Source organism: Thermomonospora catenispora, assembly GCF_006363815.1.
Classification (GTDB): Bacteria; Actinomycetota; Actinomycetes; order Streptosporangiales; family Streptosporangiaceae; genus Thermomonospora; species Thermomonospora catenispora.
Genome location: NZ_RRYT01000005.1, coordinates 67,283 through 85,439, shown reverse-complemented (window position 1 = coordinate 85,439; position 18,157 = coordinate 67,283). Strand labels below are relative to the sequence as shown.

The 18,157-nt window shown below is 71.7% G+C and carries 13 protein-coding genes; 6 read left to right on the top strand and 7 right to left on the bottom strand.

Annotation, left to right across the window (positions count from 1 at the left end; genetic code table 11):
* Window positions 1-90 precede the first annotated feature (90 nt).
* The 7 genes from gyrA to dnaA all read right to left on the bottom strand — a co-directional run bounded on the left by gyrA (window position 91) and on the right by dnaA (window position 12,632).
* Window positions 91-2,637, bottom strand: a complete 2,547-nt coding sequence (gyrA, locus tag EIO00_RS06130; RefSeq protein ID WP_140176032.1) for a DNA gyrase subunit A — start codon at window positions 2,635-2,637, stop codon at window positions 91-93.
* A gap of 55 nt (window positions 2,638-2,692) precedes the next feature.
* Window positions 2,693-4,636 (bottom strand): DNA topoisomerase (ATP-hydrolyzing) subunit B, encoded by a 1,944-nt coding sequence (gene gyrB / locus EIO00_RS06125; RefSeq protein WP_140176031.1) that lies wholly within the window; start codon window positions 4,634-4,636, stop codon window positions 2,693-2,695.
* Between the two features lie 393 nt (window positions 4,637-5,029).
* Window positions 5,030-5,662 carry a DciA family protein gene (locus EIO00_RS06120; protein WP_241661155.1) on the bottom strand — a complete coding sequence of 211 codons (633 nt, stop codon included), beginning with the start codon at window positions 5,660-5,662 and terminating at the stop codon, window positions 5,030-5,032.
* A gap of 144 nt (window positions 5,663-5,806) precedes the next feature.
* Window positions 5,807-7,021 (bottom strand): DNA replication/repair protein RecF, encoded by a 1,215-nt coding sequence (recF, locus tag EIO00_RS06115; protein ID WP_140176029.1) that lies wholly within the window; start codon window positions 7,019-7,021, stop codon window positions 5,807-5,809.
* A gap of 97 nt (window positions 7,022-7,118) precedes the next feature.
* The gene (gene gnd, locus EIO00_RS06110) at window positions 7,119-8,039 is read right to left on the bottom strand and encodes a phosphogluconate dehydrogenase (NAD(+)-dependent, decarboxylating) (protein ID WP_140176027.1); all 921 of its coding nucleotides are present in this window, start codon (window positions 8,037-8,039) and stop codon (window positions 7,119-7,121) included.
* Between the two features lie 266 nt (window positions 8,040-8,305).
* Window positions 8,306-9,433, bottom strand: a complete 1,128-nt coding sequence (gene dnaN, locus EIO00_RS06105) for a DNA polymerase III subunit beta (protein WP_140176025.1) — start codon at window positions 9,431-9,433, stop codon at window positions 8,306-8,308.
* A gap of 1,210 nt (window positions 9,434-10,643) precedes the next feature.
* Entirely contained in the window at window positions 10,644-12,632 is a 1,989-nt protein-coding gene (gene dnaA / locus EIO00_RS06100; protein ID WP_140176023.1) for a chromosomal replication initiator protein DnaA, read from the bottom strand.
* Between the two features lie 622 nt (window positions 12,633-13,254).
* Between dnaA and rpmH the strand changes: the two genes are divergently transcribed.
* The 6 genes from rpmH to rsmG all read left to right on the top strand — a co-directional run bounded on the left by rpmH (window position 13,255) and on the right by rsmG (window position 16,979).
* Window positions 13,255-13,392 carry a 50S ribosomal protein L34 gene (gene rpmH / locus EIO00_RS06095; RefSeq protein WP_012855281.1) on the top strand — a complete coding sequence of 46 codons (138 nt, stop codon included), beginning with the start codon at window positions 13,255-13,257 and terminating at the stop codon, window positions 13,390-13,392.
* A gap of 34 nt (window positions 13,393-13,426) precedes the next feature.
* Window positions 13,427-13,825, top strand: coding sequence for a ribonuclease P protein component (gene rnpA / locus EIO00_RS06090; RefSeq protein WP_241661154.1), 399 nt, complete (start codon window positions 13,427-13,429; stop codon window positions 13,823-13,825).
* Window positions 13,826-13,841: 16 nt separating this feature from the next.
* A complete protein-coding gene (yidD, locus tag EIO00_RS06085) occupies window positions 13,842-14,156 on the top strand; it encodes a membrane protein insertion efficiency factor YidD (protein WP_140176019.1) in 315 nt (104 codons plus the stop codon).
* Window positions 14,149-15,102, top strand: coding sequence for a membrane protein insertase YidC (yidC, locus tag EIO00_RS06080; RefSeq protein WP_140176017.1), 954 nt, complete (start codon window positions 14,149-14,151; stop codon window positions 15,100-15,102). Before yidD ends, yidC begins: the two co-directional genes overlap by 8 nt.
* 97 nt (window positions 15,103-15,199) lie before the next feature.
* Window positions 15,200-15,685 carry a Jag family protein gene (locus EIO00_RS06075; protein ID WP_140176015.1) on the top strand — a complete coding sequence of 162 codons (486 nt, stop codon included), beginning with the start codon at window positions 15,200-15,202 and terminating at the stop codon, window positions 15,683-15,685.
* A 619-nt stretch (window positions 15,686-16,304) separates the two neighbouring features.
* The gene (rsmG, locus tag EIO00_RS06070; protein WP_140176013.1) at window positions 16,305-16,979 is read left to right on the top strand and encodes a 16S rRNA (guanine(527)-N(7))-methyltransferase RsmG; all 675 of its coding nucleotides are present in this window, start codon (window positions 16,305-16,307) and stop codon (window positions 16,977-16,979) included.
* The last annotated feature ends 1,178 nt before the right edge of the window (window positions 16,980-18,157 follow it).

The window sequence follows — 18,157 nt, the reverse complement described above, 5'->3', positions numbered from 1 at the left end:
GCGACGCCTGACCGGTCGCGTCGGTCACCGAGCCCCCCGCGGACCCGCCGGCAGACGAGGCGGGTCCGCGGCGACGCGGGCGGGGAAGGGTCACTGGTCGTCCTTCTCCGCCCCGTCGGGGTCGTCGGCGTCGGCCTCACCCGCGGAGGCGTCCAGGCCCGCCGCGGACTCTCCCATGGATTCCACGTTCCGTGCGATGGCGACGATGCTGTCGCCTTCGGCGAGGTTCATCAGCCGAACTCCCATGGTCTGCCGTCCGGACCGCTTGATCTCGGCGGCGCTGGTCCGGATGACGCCTCCGTTGGAGGTCATCGCGAACACTCCGTCCTCGGGACGGACCATGAGAGCCCCCACCAGCCCGCCGCGGGATTCCACGATCTTCGCGGTGAGGACGCCCTTGCCTCCGCGACCCTGCACAGGGTACTGCTCCACCGGGGTGCGCTTGGCGTAACCGCCTTCGGTGGCCACCAGCACGTCCTCTTCGTCGTTGCGGACCACGTGCATGTCCAGCAGGTGGCCGTTGTCGAAGCGCATCCCGATCACGCCGCTGGTGGCCCGGCCCATCGGGCGGAGCTGCTCGTCGTCGGCGTGGAAGCGGATGGCCTGCGCGTTCGTCGACACCATCAGCAGGTCGTCGGTGGGCGAGACCAGCCGGGCGGCGATCACCTCGTCGTCCTCGGCGAGGTTGATGGCGATGATCCCGCCGCTGCGCGGGGAGTCGAAGTCCTTGAGCGGGGTCTTCTTGACCTTGCCCTGCTTGGTGGCCAGCACCAGGTAGGGGGCGACGTCGTAGTCGCGCAGGTCCAGCACCTCGGCGATGCGCTCGTCGGGCTGGAAGGCCAGCATGTTGGCCACGTGCTGGCCGCGGCCGTCGCGTCCGCCCTCGGGCAGCTCGTAGGCCTTGGCCCGGTAGACCCGCCCCTTGTTGGTGAAGAACAGCAGCCAGTGGTGGGTCGTGGTGACGAAGAAGTGCTCGACGATGTCGTCCTGCTTGAGCTGGGCGCCGCGCACCCCCTTGCCGCCGCGCTTCTGCTCGCGGTAGGCGTCCACCCGGGTGCGCTTGGCGTAGCCGCCGCGGGTGATGGTGACGACGATCTCCTCTTCGGCGATGAGGTCCTCATATGAGACGTCGCCGTCGTAGGGGACGATCTGGGTGCGCCGCTCGTCGCCGTACTTCTCGACGATCGGCTCCAGCTCTTCGCGGACGATCCGGCGCTGCCGCTCCGGCGAGGAGAGGATCTCGTTGTAGTCGGCGATCTCGGCCATCAGCCGGTCGTACTCGTCGGTGATCGCCTGCCGTTCCAGGGCGGCCAGCTTGCGCAGCTGCATGTCCAAGATGGCCTGCGCCTGGACCTCGTCGATCTGCAGCAGCGCCATCAGGCCCTGCTGGGCCTCCTGCGCCGAGGCCGAGCCGCGGATCAGCGAGATGACCTCGTCGATCCGGTCCAGGGCCCGCAGCAGGGCGCGCAGGATGTGGGCGCGTTCCTCGGCCTTGCGCAGCAGGAAGCGGGTGCGCCGGATGATGACGTCGATCTGGTGGTCCACCCAGTAGCGGATGAACTGGTCCAGTCGCAGGGTGCGGGGCACCCCGTCGACCAGCGCCAGCATGTTGGCGCCGAAGGTCTCCTGCAGCTGGGTGTGCTTGTAGAGGTTGTTGAGGACGACCTTGGCGACCGCGTCCCGCTTGAGGACGATGACCAGGCGCTGGCCGGTGCGGCCGGAGGTCTCGTCGCGGACGTCGGCGATGCCCTCGAGCTTGCCCTCCTTGACCAGCTCGGCGATCTTCAGCGCCAGGTTGTCGGGGTTGACCTGGTAGGGCAGCTCGGTGACGACCAGGCAGGTGCGGCCCTGGATCTCCTCGATCTCGACCACCGCGCGCATGGTGATCGAGCCGCGGCCGGTGCGGTAGGCGTCCTCGATGCCCTTGCGGCCGACGATCAGCGCGGAGGTGGGGAAGTCGGGGCCCTTGATCCGCTCGATCAGGGCGTCCAGCAGCTCCTCGTCGTCGGCGTCGAAGTGGTCCAGGTACCAGAAGACGCCTTCGGCGACCTCGCGCAGGTTGTGCGGGGGGATGTTGGTCGCCATCCCGACCGCGATGCCCGCCGACCCGTTGACCAGCAGGTTGGGGAATCGTGCGGGCAGGACGTCGGGTTCGGTGGAGCGGCCGTCGTAGTTGGGGGAGAAGTCGACGGTCTCCTTGTCGATGTCGCGCAGCAGCTCCATCGCCAGCGGGGCCATGCGGCACTCGGTGTAGCGCATGGCCGCGGCGGGGTCGTTGCCGCGCGAGCCGAAGTTGCCGTTGCCGTCGACGAGCGGGTAGCGCATGGCCCACGGCTGGGCGAGGCGGACCAGCGCGTCGTAGATCGCCGCGTCGCCGTGGGGGTGGTAGTTCCCCATGACGTCGCCGACGACGCGGGCGCATTTGAAGTATCCGCGGTCGGGCCGGTAGCCGCCGTCGTACATCGCGTACAGCACGCGCCGGTGCACCGGCTTGAGCCCGTCGCGCACCTCCGGCAGCGCCCGGGACACGATGACCGACATCGCGTAGTCGAGGTAGCTGCGTTGCAGCTCGACCTGGATGTCGACCGGTTCGATGCGCTCGCCCGGTCCACCGCCTGCGGTGGTCACTTCCGTCACTTCAAAGTCCTCTTCTCAGATGCGGAACGTCATGCGGCCGGCGGGGCCGGGGCCGTCAGATGTCGAGGAAGCGCACGTCCTTGGCGTTGCGCTGGATGAACTCGCGCCGGGGCTCGACGTCCTCGCCCATCAGCACGCTGAACAGCTCGTCGGCCTGGGCGGCGTCGTCGACGGTGATCTGCAGCAGCACCCGGCGCTCGGGGTCCATGGTGGTCTCCCACAGCTCCCGGGCGTTCATCTCGCCGAGTCCCTTGAAGCGCTGCACCCCGTCGCGGGGGCGGGGATCGCGCTTGCCCGCGGCGATGCCGGCCTCGATGATGGCGTCGCGTTCGGCGTCGGAGTAGGCGTACTCGGCGTCCTGGCCGCGCTGGTCCCACTTGATCTTGTAGAGCGGGGGCTGGGCCAGATAGACGTGTCCGGCCTCGATCAGCGGCCGCATGAAGCGGAACAGCAGCGTCAGCAGCAGGGTGTTGATGTGGTGGCCGTCGATGTCGGCGTCCGACATCAAGATGATCTTGTGGTACCGGAGCTTGGCGATGTCGAACTCATCGTGCACCCCGGTGCCGAGCGCGGTGATGATCGCCTGAACCTCGGCGTTCTTGAGGATCTTGTCGATCCGCGCCTTCTCGACGTTGAGGATCTTGCCGCGGATCGGCAGGATCGCCTGGAACCGGGCGTCGCGACCGCCCTTGGCCGAGCCGCCGGCCGAGTCGCCCTCGACGATGTACAGCTCGCACTTGCCCGGGTCGGTGGACTGGCAGTCCGACAGCTTGCCGGGCAGCGAGGTCGACTCCAGCAGGCTCTTGCGCCGGGTCAGGTCGCGGGCCTGACGGGCGGCGATCCGGGCGCGGGCGGCCTGGCTGGCCTTGTTGACGATCTCCTTGGCCTGGCCGGGCTCGCGGTCGAACCAGTCGCGCAGGTGCTCGTGGACGACCTTCTGGACGAACGAGCGGGCCTCGGTGTTGCCGAGCTTGGTCTTGGTCTGTCCCTCGAACTGCGGGTTGGCGAGCTTGATCGAGATGATCGCGGTGAGGCCCTCGCGGACGTCCTCGCCGGTGAGGTTGTCGTCCCTCTCCCGCAGCAGGCCCTTCTCGCGGGCGTACCGGTTGACGATCGTGGTCAGCGCGGAGCGGAACCCCTCCTCGTGGGTGCCGCCCTCGGCGGTGTTGATGGTGTTGGCGAAGGTGTGGACCGACTCCGAGTACGAGCCGCTCCACTGCATCGCGACCTCCACCGCCATGCCCTCGGTCTGCTCCTCGAAGGCGATGACGTCGGGGTGGACGGGCTCTTTCTTGGCGTTGAGGTAGCGGACGAAGTCGGAGATGCCGCCGTCGTAGCGGTAGACGACGCGGCGGGGCTCCTCACCGTCCACGTTGTGCTCGGGCCGCTCGTCGGTCAGCGTGATCGTCAGGCCCCGGTTGAGGAACGCCATCTCCTGCAGGCGGCGGGAGAGGGTCTCGAAGTTCCACTCCAGGGTCTCGAAGATCTCGCCGTCGGGCCAGAAGGTGATGGTGGTGCCGGTCTCGTCGGTGGGCTCGCCCTTGGCCAGCGGCGCGATCGGGCCGCGCCAGGTGTAGGACTGCCGCCAGACGTGGCCTTTCTGGCGCACCTCGGCGTCCAGCCTGGTCGACAGGGCGTTGACCACGGAGGAGCCGACACCGTGCAGACCGCCGGAGACCGCGTATGACTTTCCGTCGAACTTGCCGCCGGCGTGCAGCGTGGTCAGCACCAGCTCGATCGCCGGGCGCTTCTCCACCGGGTGCTCGTCGACGGGGATGCCGCGGCCGTTGTCTTTCACCCGGACGCCGCCGTCGGCCAGCAGCGTCACCTCGATGGTGTCGGCGTACCCCGCCAGCGCCTCGTCGACGGAGTTGTCGACGATCTCATAGACCAGGTGGTGCAGTCCGCGCTCGCCGGTGGAGCCTATGTACATGCCGGGGCGCTTGCGTACCGCCTCCAGGCCTTCAAGGACGGTGATGGAACTAGCGTCGTACGCCAAAGGAGATCCTCCTGCCGGGGATGCTCGCCGCCGCGTCACGCGAGTGTGCCGTGCCCCCGCGCTCGTGGTGTGCCCCGTAACACATGTAACGGGCGTCCGTTGTGCGGTATCGACGTCCGAACGGCCCGTGACGGCGCAGCATCCTGAACCCGACCCCATTCTACCGGCTGGACCGTCAAAAATGGCCACTCCGGAGCGCCAGGAACGCGTTTGACGGTCGAACAGCCCCGTGGATGAGCCCCCCCATACGCCAGGGGGGTTGCTCTGCCCTACGCGGCGCTGGTCGCGAAACTCGTCGGTAGCGTCGCCGAATCCCCGGCCGGCCCCGGCCGTCGTCCCCGCGGCGCCGCCGAGCAGGTCTTTCGCCGTCCTCCACGGCTTCCGCGCGGGGGTTCAGCGCACCCGCCAGGCCCCCGGGCGGCGCGGGCCCGAGGAGGGCCCCACGACCTTGACCCGGGTCACCGTCCCTTGTCCGAGCTCCTGGTTGAGCCGCTTCACCAGCTGGCCCGCCAGCAGCCGCACCTGGGTGGCCCACGCGGTGGAGTCCGCCGCGACGGTCAGCGTGCCGTCCTCGAAACGCTCCGGCTTGGTGTGCCGGGCCAGCTCCGGCCCCACGATCCGCGGCCAGTCGCCGAACACCCTGCCGACCGCCGCCCGGGTCTCCCAGCCGCGGTCGGCCAGCAGGTCCCGGATCGCCGCGGCGAACGGCTTGGGGTCCCCGCCGCGGCCCGCCTCCCGCACCGGCCGCGGCCGGGCGGCCTTGCGCCTGCCCTGCCCGGGGAGGGTGCCGCGCTTGAGGGCGTCCGCCCGGGCCTGCGCCAGGGCCTGACGGGCCAGCTCGATGCCGGACAGGGGCCGGGGCCCCGCCCGGTCCTCGCCCTGCGGCCCCCGGTCCGGCGCCTCCCGCGGCCCGGGCGGCCCGGGCGGGTTCTGTGAGTCCTGTGGGCTCTGTGGGCTCTGCGGGTGGTGCGGGGCTCGGTCCCGGGGACCCCGTGGGTCGTGCCCGCCCTGTGGATCGTCGCTCACGCGCGCACCCCCCGTCGCCTCCCGAACGCCCCGCCCGCCGGGGCGCCGGTCACCGGGACACGGCCCTCCGCCGGGGCGCCGCCTCCCGCCGCCGGTCCGGCGAGGCCGGCGACGCTCGCCCGGCGGCGGGCGCCTCGGGCCCGTTCACGCCACACGGGTCACCTCCCCGTGCTCCACGCTGAAGGAGTCGCCGCTCAGCTCCGCCGGAACGTCATCGGGCACCGCGGCGGTGATGAGCACCTGCTCGGCCGGCGCCACCAGCTCCGCCAGCCGGCGCCGCCGCCCGGAGTCCAGCTCGGCGAACACATCGTCCAAGATCAGCACCGGGTCGTCCCCGTCCGCCCGCAGCAGTTCGAACGCCGCCAGCCGCAGCGCCAGCGCCAGCGACCAGGACTCCCCGTGGCTGGCGTATCCGCGGGCGGGCAGCCCGCCCAGCTGCAGCACCAGCTCGTCGCGATGCGGCCCCACCAGGCTGACCCCGCGTTCCAGCTCCTGCCGCCGCGCGTCCCGCATCGCCGCCTCCAGCGCGGCCGCCAGCGCGCCCCGCTCGACCCCCCGCCCGCCGTCCACGGCCTCGCCGGCGGACCGCTCCCGTCCGCCCTCCGGTGCACGGCCGTCCTCGGCGGCCAGGACGGGGAGCGGGGGGAGGCGGTCGCCGATGGAGGTGCGGTAGGCCAGGGAGACCGCGCCGCCGCCCGGGGCGAGGGCGGCGTACGCCTTGGCGACCGCCGGGGTGAGGTCCCAGACCAGGTCGAGACGGGCGGCCAGGAGCTCCGCGCCCAGACGGGCCAGATGGGAGTCCCACACCTCCAGGGTGGCCAGGACCTCGGGGCCGGGGGAGCGCCGGTGGGCGGCCGCGGACTTGAGCAGCGCGTTGCGCTGCTTGAGGACCCGGTCGTAGTCGGCGCGGACCCCGGCATGGCGGGGGGCCCGCGCCGTCAGCAGCTCGTCGAGGAACCGGCGCCGCTCCCCCGGGTCGCCCTTCACCAGCGCCAGGTCCTCGGGGGCGAACAGCACGGTGCGCAGCACCCCCAGCACGTCCCGCGGCCGGGGGACGGGGGAGCGGTTGAGCCGGGCGCGGTTGGCCCGGCCCGGGTTGATCTCCAGCTCGATCAGCGCCTTGCGGTCGTCGCGCACCACCCCGGCGCGGACGATCGCGCGCTGGGCGCCCTGCCGGATCAGCGGGGCGTCGGTGGCGACCCGGTGGCTGCCGTGGGTGGCGACGTAGCCGACCGCCTCGACCAGGTTGGTCTTGCCCTGCCCGTTCGGCCCCACGAACACGGTGACCCCCGGCCGCAGCGCGACCTCCGCGGTCGCGTACGAGCGGAAATCCTGAAGCGACAGGTGGGCCACATGCACGAGACACGAGGGTAGGGCAGAGGCGGGACCGCCAGGGGCGGCGCACGATATCCACAGCCCTGTGGAAAACTGTGGAAGATCAGCGAATCCGCCCAGGTCAGAGCGGAGGAGTCTGGACGTCCGCCCCGGCCGAGTCGGCGCCCTTGGCGGACTCCACCGCGTGCCCGCCGAACTGGTTGCGCAGCGCCGCCACCACCCGCATCGCCGGGGAGTCCTCCTGCCGGGAGGCGAACCGGGCGTACAGCGCGGCGGTGATCACCGGCAGGGGGACGGCGTGGTCCACCGCGGCCTGCACCGTCCACCGGCCCTCGCCGGAGTCCTGGGCGTATCCGCGGATGCCCGACAGCCCGGGGTCCTCCTCCAGCGCCCGGACCAGCAGGTCCAGCAGCCAGGACCGGATCACCGTGCCCTCCTTCCAGGAGCGGAAGGTCTCCGGCACGTTGGTCACCAGGCCGCTGGCGGCGATCAGCTCATATCCCTCGCCGAGGGCCTGCATCATCCCGTACTCGATGCCGTTGTGGACCATCTTCACGAAGTGGCCCGCGCCGACCCCGCCGGCGTGCACGAACCCGTACTCGCCTTCGGGCTTGAGGGTCTCGAAGATCGGCATCAGCCGCTTCACGTGCTCCTCGTCGCCGCCGACCATGAGGGCGTAGCCGTTCTCCAGCCCCCACACGCCGCCGCTGACGCCGCAGTCGACGAACCCGATGCCCTTGGCGGCCAGCTCCTCCGCGTGCCTGCGGTCGTCCGCATAGTGCGAGTTGCCGCCGTCCACGACCACGTCGCCGGGCTCCAGCAGTTCCCCCAGCCTGTGGACGGTCTCCCGGGTCGGGTCGCCGGCGGGCACCATCACCCACACCGCACGCGGCGCGGGCAGCCGCTCGATCAGCTCCTCCAGCCCGGCCACGTCGCTGATCCGCGGGTCCCGGTCGTATCCGACGACGTTGTGGCCGCCGCGGCGCAGCCGTTCGGCCATGTTGCCGCCCATGCGCCCGAGCCCGATCATTCCGATGTCCACAGCTCAACCCCTCTCACCTGCCGGTGCGGACGACGGGCGCCCGCACCGGCGACGTACGCCTCGGTCATGCTCTCGCCGATCGTTCCCGAATGTGGACGACTTGCGCCGAAGCGTCCTCATCATCCCCAAGATCGGGAGGGCCGGACGCGGGCGGGGGCCGAGGGTCGTCTCGGACGGTCAGGGCGCCGGGCGGGGCGGTCCGTCGCCCGGTGGCGCGGCGCTCGTCCGCGCCACCGGCGCCCTGGGGGTACCCGGTCCGGGACGGATCATCCGGACAGGCGGACGGGCATGATCAGGTACCGGTAGTTAGGGTTGGCGCCGTCCTCCGGCGGCTTGCCGGTCAGCACCGCCGGCTTGGTCGGCGTGGTGAACGACAGCCGCGCCACGTCCGAGCTGATCGCCGACAGCCCGTCGAGCAGGAACGAGGGGTTGAAGGCGATGTCGATGTCCTCGCCCTCCAGCGACGCCTCCAGCGCCTCCACGGCCTGCGCCTCGTCGCCGGTGCCGGCCTCCAGCACGACCTCGCCCTGCCGGAACGACAGCCGCACCGGGGTGTTGCGCTCGGCCACCAGGGACACGCGCTTGACCGCCTCGATGAACGGGCCGGTCTGCACCTCGGCCAGCCCCGCGTACTCGTTCGGCAGCAGCGACCGGTACTTGACGAAGTCGCCGTCCAGCAGCCGCGAGGTGGTCCGCCGCCCGCCGCCGGAGAACCCGATCATCCCCTCGCCGATGCCGTCCGTGCCGCCGAGCGCGATCGACACCTCCGCGCCGTGGGTGAGGGACTTGGCGGTGTCGGCGAGCGTCTTGGCGGGCACCAAGGCCGTGGCGGTGAAATCGGGGCGCTCGGGGTTCCAGTGCAGCTCCCGCACCGCCAGCCGGTACCGGTCGGTGGAGGCCAGGGTGACGGTCTCCCCCTCGATCTCCACACGCACGCCGGTGAGCATGGGGATGGTGTCGTCCTTGCCGGCCGCGATGGCGACCTGGGAGACCGCGGCGGCGAACTCGTCACTGCCCACCGAGCCCGCGGCCGGCGGCATCTCCGGCAGGGACGGGTAGTCCTCCACGGGCATGGTCAGCAGGGTGAACCGGGCGCTGCCGCAGCGGAGCATCACCTTGGCCCCGTCGGTGGTCACCTCCACAGGCTGGGGAGGGAGGCTGCGGGAGATCTCGGCCAGCAGCCGTCCCGAGACCAGGGCGGTGCCCGGCTCCTCCACGTCGACGTCGGTGGTGACCTGAGCGGACACCTCGTAGTCGAACGCCGACAGCTTCAGCCGGTCGGTCACCTCGATGTGCATGCCGGCCAGCACGGGCACGGGCGGCCGCTGCGGCAGGGACCGGGCGGTCCAGGCCACGGCGTCGGCGAGGGCGTCTCTGTCGATGCGGAACTTCAAGGGGACACGCCTCCTGCAGGTTGCGGGTTCGGATCGTGGGCGAGGATCCCAGAGTCGCGCGCCGGGCGCTCGGTCCCCAGGCCCTGAGTCGAGTCGAGATTTTTCTTGAGTAGAAAAGGTGCAGTACTCGTCATAGGGGCCGTGGATACTGTGGACGACCGGCGTTCGCCCAGGTCAGACCCTACATTTTCATCCACTGCCCCTGTGGGTGTCCGGTGGACGGCGCAGTCGGGCCTGGGGACGGCCGAGCCGTCCCCACACGTTGTCCTCATGTTGTCCCCCGGTTTTCCACCAGTTGTCCGCAGCCCAACGGAACGTCATCCACCACTGTGGACCCTAGGCCCCTTCGAAGGGCCGTGAGGGCGGTCTCGGCCGAGCGTCATCCCCAACCCGTCCCCAACTCATCCCCAGGATGTCCCCAACCCCGTCCCCAGGGCGCTCGGGCGGCCCGAGCCCGCGTCCACACGCTCTCCACCGCCGGTCCCCAGGCTGTCCGCAGGCTTTCCACCGTTTTCCCGCGGTGATCCACAGGGTTATCCCCAGGCTGTGCGCCTGCTCGGGCATATCCCCCCATATCCGCGGCCCCGCAATCCACACCGTCCCAGAACGCGTCGTCCACACCTGAGCACACCCGCGCACGTCATCCACAACCGGCGAGTCAACGAAAACGCCCGCCCCTCCTCCACGATCCGCGGGGCGCCCCCACGGCCCGGCGGACCGCAGCGGTGCGGGCGCCGGCGGTGGGGGGGCACCGGCGGTCCGTCGGGCCTCACCTCCCCGCCGCGGTGCCGTGGCCGCCCGGGCCGCCGTGCCCCTCCCGGACGGTCTCTCCGGCGCCTCGCCGGCCCCCCCTTCGCGCCCTTCGCTTCGCTCTGCGGCGTTGCGGCCCGTCGGCCGGGCCGTCTCCGTTCCGCGGCCCCCTCCCGGCGCCCTGCCGGCTCCAGGGGATGCTCCAAGAGACCTCGTGGTCTCGGTGGCCTTCGTGGCCTTCGCCTCGCGTCCTTCCGCTTCCTCCCTCGTCGGGAGGCGGAGGTCTCCTCGGAGGTCCCTGATGAGGAGGGACGAGGGAGGGGGCGGGGGAGGAGAGGGAAGCGGAGGAGACGAGGAGAGGGACGGGGAAGGGGGCGGACGGAAGAGCGGCGGAGACGACGGCGCACGGAGGGCTTCGGCGACCGGGCGCCCCGGTCGCCGGTCGCCGGGGTGAGCGGGGTCAGCGCTTGCGGGCCTGGTTCTTGATGCGTCCGGTGAGCTCGGTGACCTGGTTGTAGATGGCGCGGCGCTCGGCCATCAGCGAACGGATCTTGCGTTCGGCGTGCATGACGGTGGTGTGATCGCGTCCGCCGAACTGCGCGCCGATCTTGGGCAGCGACAGGTCGGTCAGCTCCCGGCACAGGTACATGGCGATCTGCCGGGCGGTCACCAGCATCCGGGACCGGGAGGGGCCGCACAGGTCCTCGATGGTGGTGCCGAAGTACTCCACCGTCTGCGCCATGATCAGGCTCGCGGTGATCTCCGGACCGGTGTCGTTGGGGATCAGGTCCTTGAGCACCGTCTCGGCCACCCGCATGTCCACCGACTGCCGGTTGAGGCTGGCGTAGGCGGTGACCCTGATCAGCGCCCCCTCCAGCTCACGGATGTTGGTGGCGATCTGCGAGGCGATGAACTCCACCACGTCCGGCGGCACCGCCAGACCCTCCTGGCGGGCCTTCTTCTGCAGGATCGCGATCCGGGTCTCCAGCTCCGGCGGCTGCACGTCGGTGGTCAGGCCCCACTCGAACCGGTTGCGCAGCCGGTCCTCCAGCGTCACCAGGTCCTTGGGCGGCCGGTCGCTGGAGATCACGATCTGCTTGCTGGCGTTGTGCAGGGTGTTGAAGGTGTGGAAGAACTCCTCCTGGGTCTGCTCCTTGCCCTCCAGGAACTGGATGTCGTCGACCAGGAGGATGTCGATGTCCCGGTAGCGGCGGCGGAACCCGTCGGCCTTGCCGTCGCGGATGGCGTTGATGAAGTCGTTGGTGAACTCCTCCGAGCTCACATAACGCACCCGCGCCCCGCTGAACAGGCTCTGCGCGTAGTGGCCGATCGCGTGCAGCAGGTGCGTCTTGCCCAGCCCGGAGTCCCCGTAGATGAACAGCGGGTTGTAGGCCTTGGCCGGCTGCTCGGCCACCGCGACGGCGGCGGCGTGGGCGAACCGGTTGGAGGACCCGATGACGAACGTCTCGAACGTGTACTTGGGGTTCAGCCGGGCGTGCTCGGACCCGGGCTTGGGCTGCTCGCCCGCGGGGCGACGCGCCTGCCACGACGGCTGTTCGGCATCGCCGTCCCCCGGCCGCTCGCCGCGGCCCTCCCCGTGCCGGGGACCCTGGTCGCGGCCGTCGCCCGGTCCCGGCCCGTAGGGGCCGGGCGAGGCGGCGCGGGGGTACCCCTCCTCGTACTGCTGCGGACCCTGCCCGGGCGGCGCGTCGTCGGCGCGGTGCCGCCCGCCGGCGGACATCCGGTGCTCGGCGTCGTCGTAGGGCCGGCCGTGGTCCCGGGCGGCGTGCGGCGGCTCGGCGCCGGGACGCTGCGCATCGTCGTAGCGGTCCTCATAATGCGGCGCGCCCGACGGCCGGTCGGCGAGATGAGGCGCCCGGCCCCACGGCGGCGCGTCGTCCCGGCCGCGGTCGTCGTCATGGTGGACGGGCGGCGCCGCATGCCGTCCCTGAGCGGCGTAGGCGGGGGGCCGGCCCGTGGGGTGGGAGGCGTCGTACCCGCCGCCCTCATAGCCGGGGGGCTGCTCACGGCTCCACGGGTAGCCCTGGCCCCCTTGGGGATAGGAGTCCTCGGGATATCCACCGGGGCGGCCGGAGCTGTGGATAACTTCCGGCCGGGACTGCCCTCCGTAGGCCCCCTCCGGCGGCTCCGGCCGGCGCTCGGCGGACTGCTGCTCGGCCGGCGGCTGGGGCGGCTCGGGCTGGACGGTGACCGCCACGAAGATCTCCCGGCCGAGCTCCTTGGACAGCGCCTGAGTGATCAGGCCGCGCAGCCGGGTCTCCAGCGCGTCCTTGGCGAACTCGTTGGGGGCGGCCAGCAGGGCGGTGCCTTCTACCAGCGCAAGCGGGCGCACCAGAGGCAGCCAGGCCCGGTAACTGGGCGGCAGGTCCCCCTCGGAGAGAGCGGCCAGCGTACGGGCCCACACCGACGCGAGGTCACGACCGTCCATACGCCACATCCCTCCCCATTCGCCGTAACCAGAGTCCCAAATCTGGACTCCTATCGCAGGGGACTTACTCTCTCACGCGTCATCCACAGAGTTGTCCACACCCTGTGCAAAACCGCACAGGAGGCTGTGTAAAACTCTGCTGGCGAGTGGGGTCCGGAGGGGAGATTCCTGGAGGCGCCGGTGCGCGTGGCGGCTCGTGCGGCGGACTGGAACCGAGCTCGCCCGGTGACGGTAGTGGGTGCCGACGGGTGGCCGCAACATCAACCGCCCGATCCATGCGAGAGCCGTACGGGCACCGTGCGAACGTCGCACGCCGTCCCCCGCAGTGTAGACGGCCCGCCCCCGGGACCGCATCGGTTTGACCCGGCGGCGGACGGGGCGTACCGTTCTACGGTCGAGTCGTATCGGCGGCGATCACGCGTGCCCGCCTTCCGTGACCAGGAGCGCCTGTCCCTCATGGGCGGCAAGTACCCTCGATGGGGGCGAGCGGTCCGGGCGAGCCAGGCGGGCCCCCGCTGCGGGGGACCGGACGCGCTCGCCGAGTGCGACCGCACAACCCAACCACCTCAGGCGCCACGGCCTGCAGGGATCACGCGACCGCAGCACCACACTGGAGTCTCGAGTGAGCAAGCGTACGTACCAGCCGAACAACCGCCGCCGCCACAAGAAGCACGGGTTCCGGCTGCGCATGCGCACCCGGGCGGGCCGTGCGATCCTCGCCGCGCGCCGGCGCAAGGGCCGCGCTCGCATCTCGGTCTGACCCGCACCGCCCCATGCTGCCCTCCGGTCACCGGATGCGGCGGCGGGACGAGTTCACCTTGACCGTCCGGCGCGGTCGCCGCGCCGGACGTCCTCATGTCGTCGTTCACCTGCTGCGCCGGGATGACACAGCCCACGCTCCCCCCGCCCCGCGCCCCAAGGCGAACGGTCGGGCGGCGGTCCCGGCTGCGCGCCGCACGGACGACGACCTCCCCCGCGTCGGCTTCATCGTCGGCCGCAACGTCGGCAACGCCGTCGTCCGCAACAAAGTCCGCCGCCGACTTCGGCACCTGGTCGCCCGGCACCTGGACCGGTTGCCGCCGGGTAGCCTGCTTGTGGTACGCGCCAATCCGGCCGCGGCATCGGCGCGTCACGACGAGCTGGCCAAGGATCTCGAGTCGGCGCTGGACCGGCTGCTGCGGCGACGGGCCTAGGGGGTCGCTGGCGGACATGACGAACGACAAGCGGGTGTCTTTGGCCGCCCGTCTCCTCATGCTCTTCGTTCGCGGCTACCGGAAGTTCCTCAGCCCGCTGCTGGGGAACCAGTGCCGCTTCCAGCCCACCTGCAGCGCCTACTCCCTGGAGGCCCTACGGATCCACGGGGCCCTGCGCGGGAGCTGGCTGACGGTGTGCCGGATCGGCCGCTGCCACCCGTTCCACCGCGGCGGGTACGACCCGGTGCCGCCGGCGAAGCACAACGAGACGTCAGGCCGCACGCCGAGCGGCCCCCCGATCGCAGAGCCCAAGGAGCTGCCCGGTGCTTGATTGGCTGTACGAACTCGTCGCCAAGCTCATCGTCCTGATCCACAGCGGGCTGAGTACCGTCGTCGACCCCGACAGCGGCTGGGCGTGGGGCGGCTCCATCATCCTGCTGACGGTGCTCCTGCGGCTGCTGATGGTGCCGCTGTTCATCAAGCAGATCCACGCCTCCCGCAAGCTCCAGGAGCTCAACCCCCAGGTTCAGGCGCTCCGCAAGAAGTACAAGAACGACCGGCAGCGCCTCAACCAGGAGATCATGAAGCTCTACCAGGAGCACGGGGCCAACCCGCTGTCGGGCTGCCTCCCGCTGCTGGTGCAGATGCCGGTGTTCATCGGCCTGTTCCAGGTCCTCAACGGCATCTCCCGAGCCGAGGACGGCGAATCGAAGTTCGGGATCTCGGCGGAGCTGATCGACAGCGCCCAGAACGCCCACATCCTCGGCGCGGCCATTCCCGACACCTTCCTGAACGCCGTCCGCGACACCCCCGTCTCCTGGAGCGCGGTCGCGGTCACCGCCATCGCCGTGGCGATCAGCTCCACCACCACGTTCCTCACCATGCGCGCCAGCATGAAGCGGCAGCCGGTGATGGACCCGGACAACCCGATGGCCGCCGCCCAGAAGATCATGCTGGTGATGGCCCCGATGTTCGGCCTGTTCGGCCTGGGCTTCCCGCTGGGCGTGCTGATGTACTGGGTGACCTCCAACACCTGGACGCTGGCCCAGCAGCACTACATCTACTCCAAGTACCCGCCGCTCGGCGCCACGGCGAACGGCGCCGGCAAGGACGCCGCCCCGGCCAAGAGCACCGGGAAGAGCACCGCGCCCGTTCCGGCCAAGAGCCGGCTCAAGAAGGACTCCGCCGCGCAGCCCGAGCCGCAGCGCCCGAAGATCGTTCGGCAGCAGCCGTCTCGCAAGCCGCGCAGCAAGCGCAGCGGATCCTCCAAGCGCTAGATTCGAGGGCAGGGAACGCGTGCGTTCCCTGCCCCGCCGTGTAGCGCCGCCCGCCCCGTCGGCGGGTAGCCGAGCAACCCGTCGACAAGGAGAACCCGTGAGCCAGACCGACGCCACCGAGGTCGACGTCCAGGCGCTCGAGCAGGAGGGCGAGATCGCCGCCGACTACATCGAGGGTCTGCTCGACATCGGGGACTTCGACGGCGACATCGACATGGACGTCGAGGGCGGACGTGCCGTGGTCGCGGTCGTCGGCGCCTCCCTGGACGAGCTTGTCGGCAAGCGCGGCGAGGTCCTGGAGGCCTTGCAGGAGCTCACCCGCCTGGCCGTGCACCGCAAGACCGGCAACCGCTCCCGCCTGATGCTCGACATCGGCGGCTACCGCGAACGCCGCCGCGCCGAGCTCACCAAGATCGGCCAGGATGTCGCCGCCGAGGTCAAGCGGACCGGCAAGCCCAAGCCGCTCGCCCCCATGACCCCCTTCGAGCGCAAGGTCATCCACGACGCCGTGGCCGCCGCCGGCCTGCACAGCGAGTCCGAGGGGGAAGAGCCCGAACGCTACGTCGTCGTCTATCCCTCCTGATGACCGACCCCTCCTGACGATCGACGCCTCACGAACGCCGGGCCCGCCGCATCGCCCGGCGTTCGGCGTGTTCGGGCCGCCGCTCCGTCCGGGACCGCGGGGCTTCGATCCGGCCGTGGCGGGGGACGGCGGACCGCGGGGCGGGGCGGGCCGATGAGCGACCGTCTGTGATCGCGCGGCCGGACGAGGCCGACGCCCCGGCGGGGTGAGCGGCGCATCGCCCCCCCGGATACGGCGATGTGCGCTTGCGGCGCCCGGGCGCGAGACCTGAGCGGTTCGCCGGGAAGACGGTTCGTTGCGAAGGCGCGCCGAGCGCGGTGGGGGGGCGCCGGCGGCCCCCCGGGAGGGCGCCGATGCGCCGGCGCCGCCGGTCGCCCGGCAGGGCGAAGCCCCATCGGTGCGGCCCAGGGCGGTGCCCGTGAGACGCCCGCGGTGTCCTCTGTTCTTCGTCGCTCACCTGAGCGGGCGCGGAGAAGGGCTCCTCGTGCCGGGTCGCGTCGGCAGGGATGAGCGTCGGTGAGCGCTTCCCGCCGAAGCGGCTGCGTGAAGCCGTGGGACGGTCATCCACAGCGGGCGGCCTGTGTGCACGTCCGCTGCTGTTTATGGAACGATTCGTACGGTGAGGAACCCAAGCTCGGCACCGGACGCGGCACGGGAGATCTTCGGCGACGCACTGCCGCTGGCCGAACGTTATGCGGAGTTTCTCGCCGATGCGGGAGTTGTGCGAGGCCTGATCGGCCCACGGGAGGCCGACCGGCTCTGGGAACGGCACCTGATCAACTGTGCAGTGGTGTCCGATGTGGTGCCGGAGAAGGCGACCGTGATCGACATCGGTTCCGGTGCCGGGCTGCCCGGGCTGGTGCTCGCCATCGTCCGGCCCGACCTGTCCATCACGCTGCTGGAACCGCTGCTGCGCCGGACCACGTTCCTGAACGAGGCCGTCGCCATGCTGGAGCTGGCGAACGTCGAGGTGCGGCGCGCTCGGGCCGAAGAGGTGGCGGGGGACTACCAGGCCGACGTCGTCACCGCTCGTGCGGTGGCTCCGCTGGACCGGCTGATCGGTTGGGCGCTTCCGCTGCTGCGCCCCGGCGGGGAGCTGCTCGCGCTGAAGGGCGAACGTGCCGGTCAAGAGCTTGCCGAGGCCGCCCCGGTGCTCAAGCGTTTCGGGGTTCGCACCACCGAGCTGCTCAAGCTGGGGCAGGGTAGGGTCGAGCCGCCGACGACGATCGTTCGCGTGGTCGCCGCCCGGACGCCGCCGCGCCGCGCGAAGAAGTCGAGGAAGAGGTCCGCATGACGACGGCACCAGGACCGGGCCGGCCGGGCCAGGCCGGTGACGCGGCGCAGCACGACCCTCAAGGACCGGGCGGGCGACACGACGACCTGACGACCTGCTCGGCCCCCCGTCCCCCTGCCGCCCCGGTCACCGGCTCCGCCGCCGACCCGTCCGGTGCCCGATCCACGATCCTCGCCGGTGCGCCGTCGGCCGTGGCCGTCTCTTCGCCGCCGGGGGCGTCCGTGCACCCTTCCGCCGCCTCCACCGGCCCGGCCCCTGCACCGTCCGCTCCGTCTTCCGCCACCGACCGCCCGGAAGCGCCGGTCGGTGCTCGCCCCTCCTCGACGTCCTCCTCGGCGGCGTCTCAAGGGCCGGCCGCCTCGGGCGCCGCGCCTTCATCGGCCGCATCGCCGTTGCCGGCACCGGTCGACATACGGGTCTACCCGGTGGACGACGTACGGGTCTACCCGCTGGACGATGCTCCGCCCTCGGCCGCGTCATCTCCGGCACGGTCGGGCGCACCGGCCGTTCCTCCGCCCGCTCGACCGGGCGGTCTTCCTTCTCAGGGGCCGCTGGACGACCGCGCCGCCGTTCAGCCCGCCGAGCCGACCGGCTCTCCGGAGGTCCCTCGGCCTCGAAGGCCGGTCGACGCCGGCCCTGCTCCGGCTGCGCCGGCCGATCCGGCAGGCGCGCCGTCCGCTCCTTCCCCTGTGCGGCCGGATGCGGCTTTTCCGCAGGGAACGGCTGGAACGGCCTCCGCCTCCTCCCCTTCGGGAGCCGACCACCCGGCCGAGCCGGCCGAGAAGACGTCCTCTCCCTCGCCGGAGGGGACGGGGGACGCTCGTTTCTCTCCCCCGGACCGGCCGGCCATGCCGTCGGGATCCACCGGTGCGAGCTCGGCCGGCTCCGGGCTTGGCTTCACGCCGGCCGCGGGCGACCGCTCGGATGCGCCCGCCGGCCCGTCTGCGAGCGCCCCTCCTTGGTCCACGCCTTCTCGTGGTGCAGCGTCGCCGAGTCCTGCCGGCCTGAGCTCCGCCGCCTTCCCGCCGGCGCAGGGGCGGGAGGATGTTTCACGGGAAACATCGCCTCCTGCCGTGGCGGGCGAAGCAACTCCCTCGCCCAGCGGGTCGGAGGGCCCTCACCGCCTGGGTTCTTCCGGCGTGGGCCCCGCCGCCTTTCCGGCGGCTCGATCGGATGCG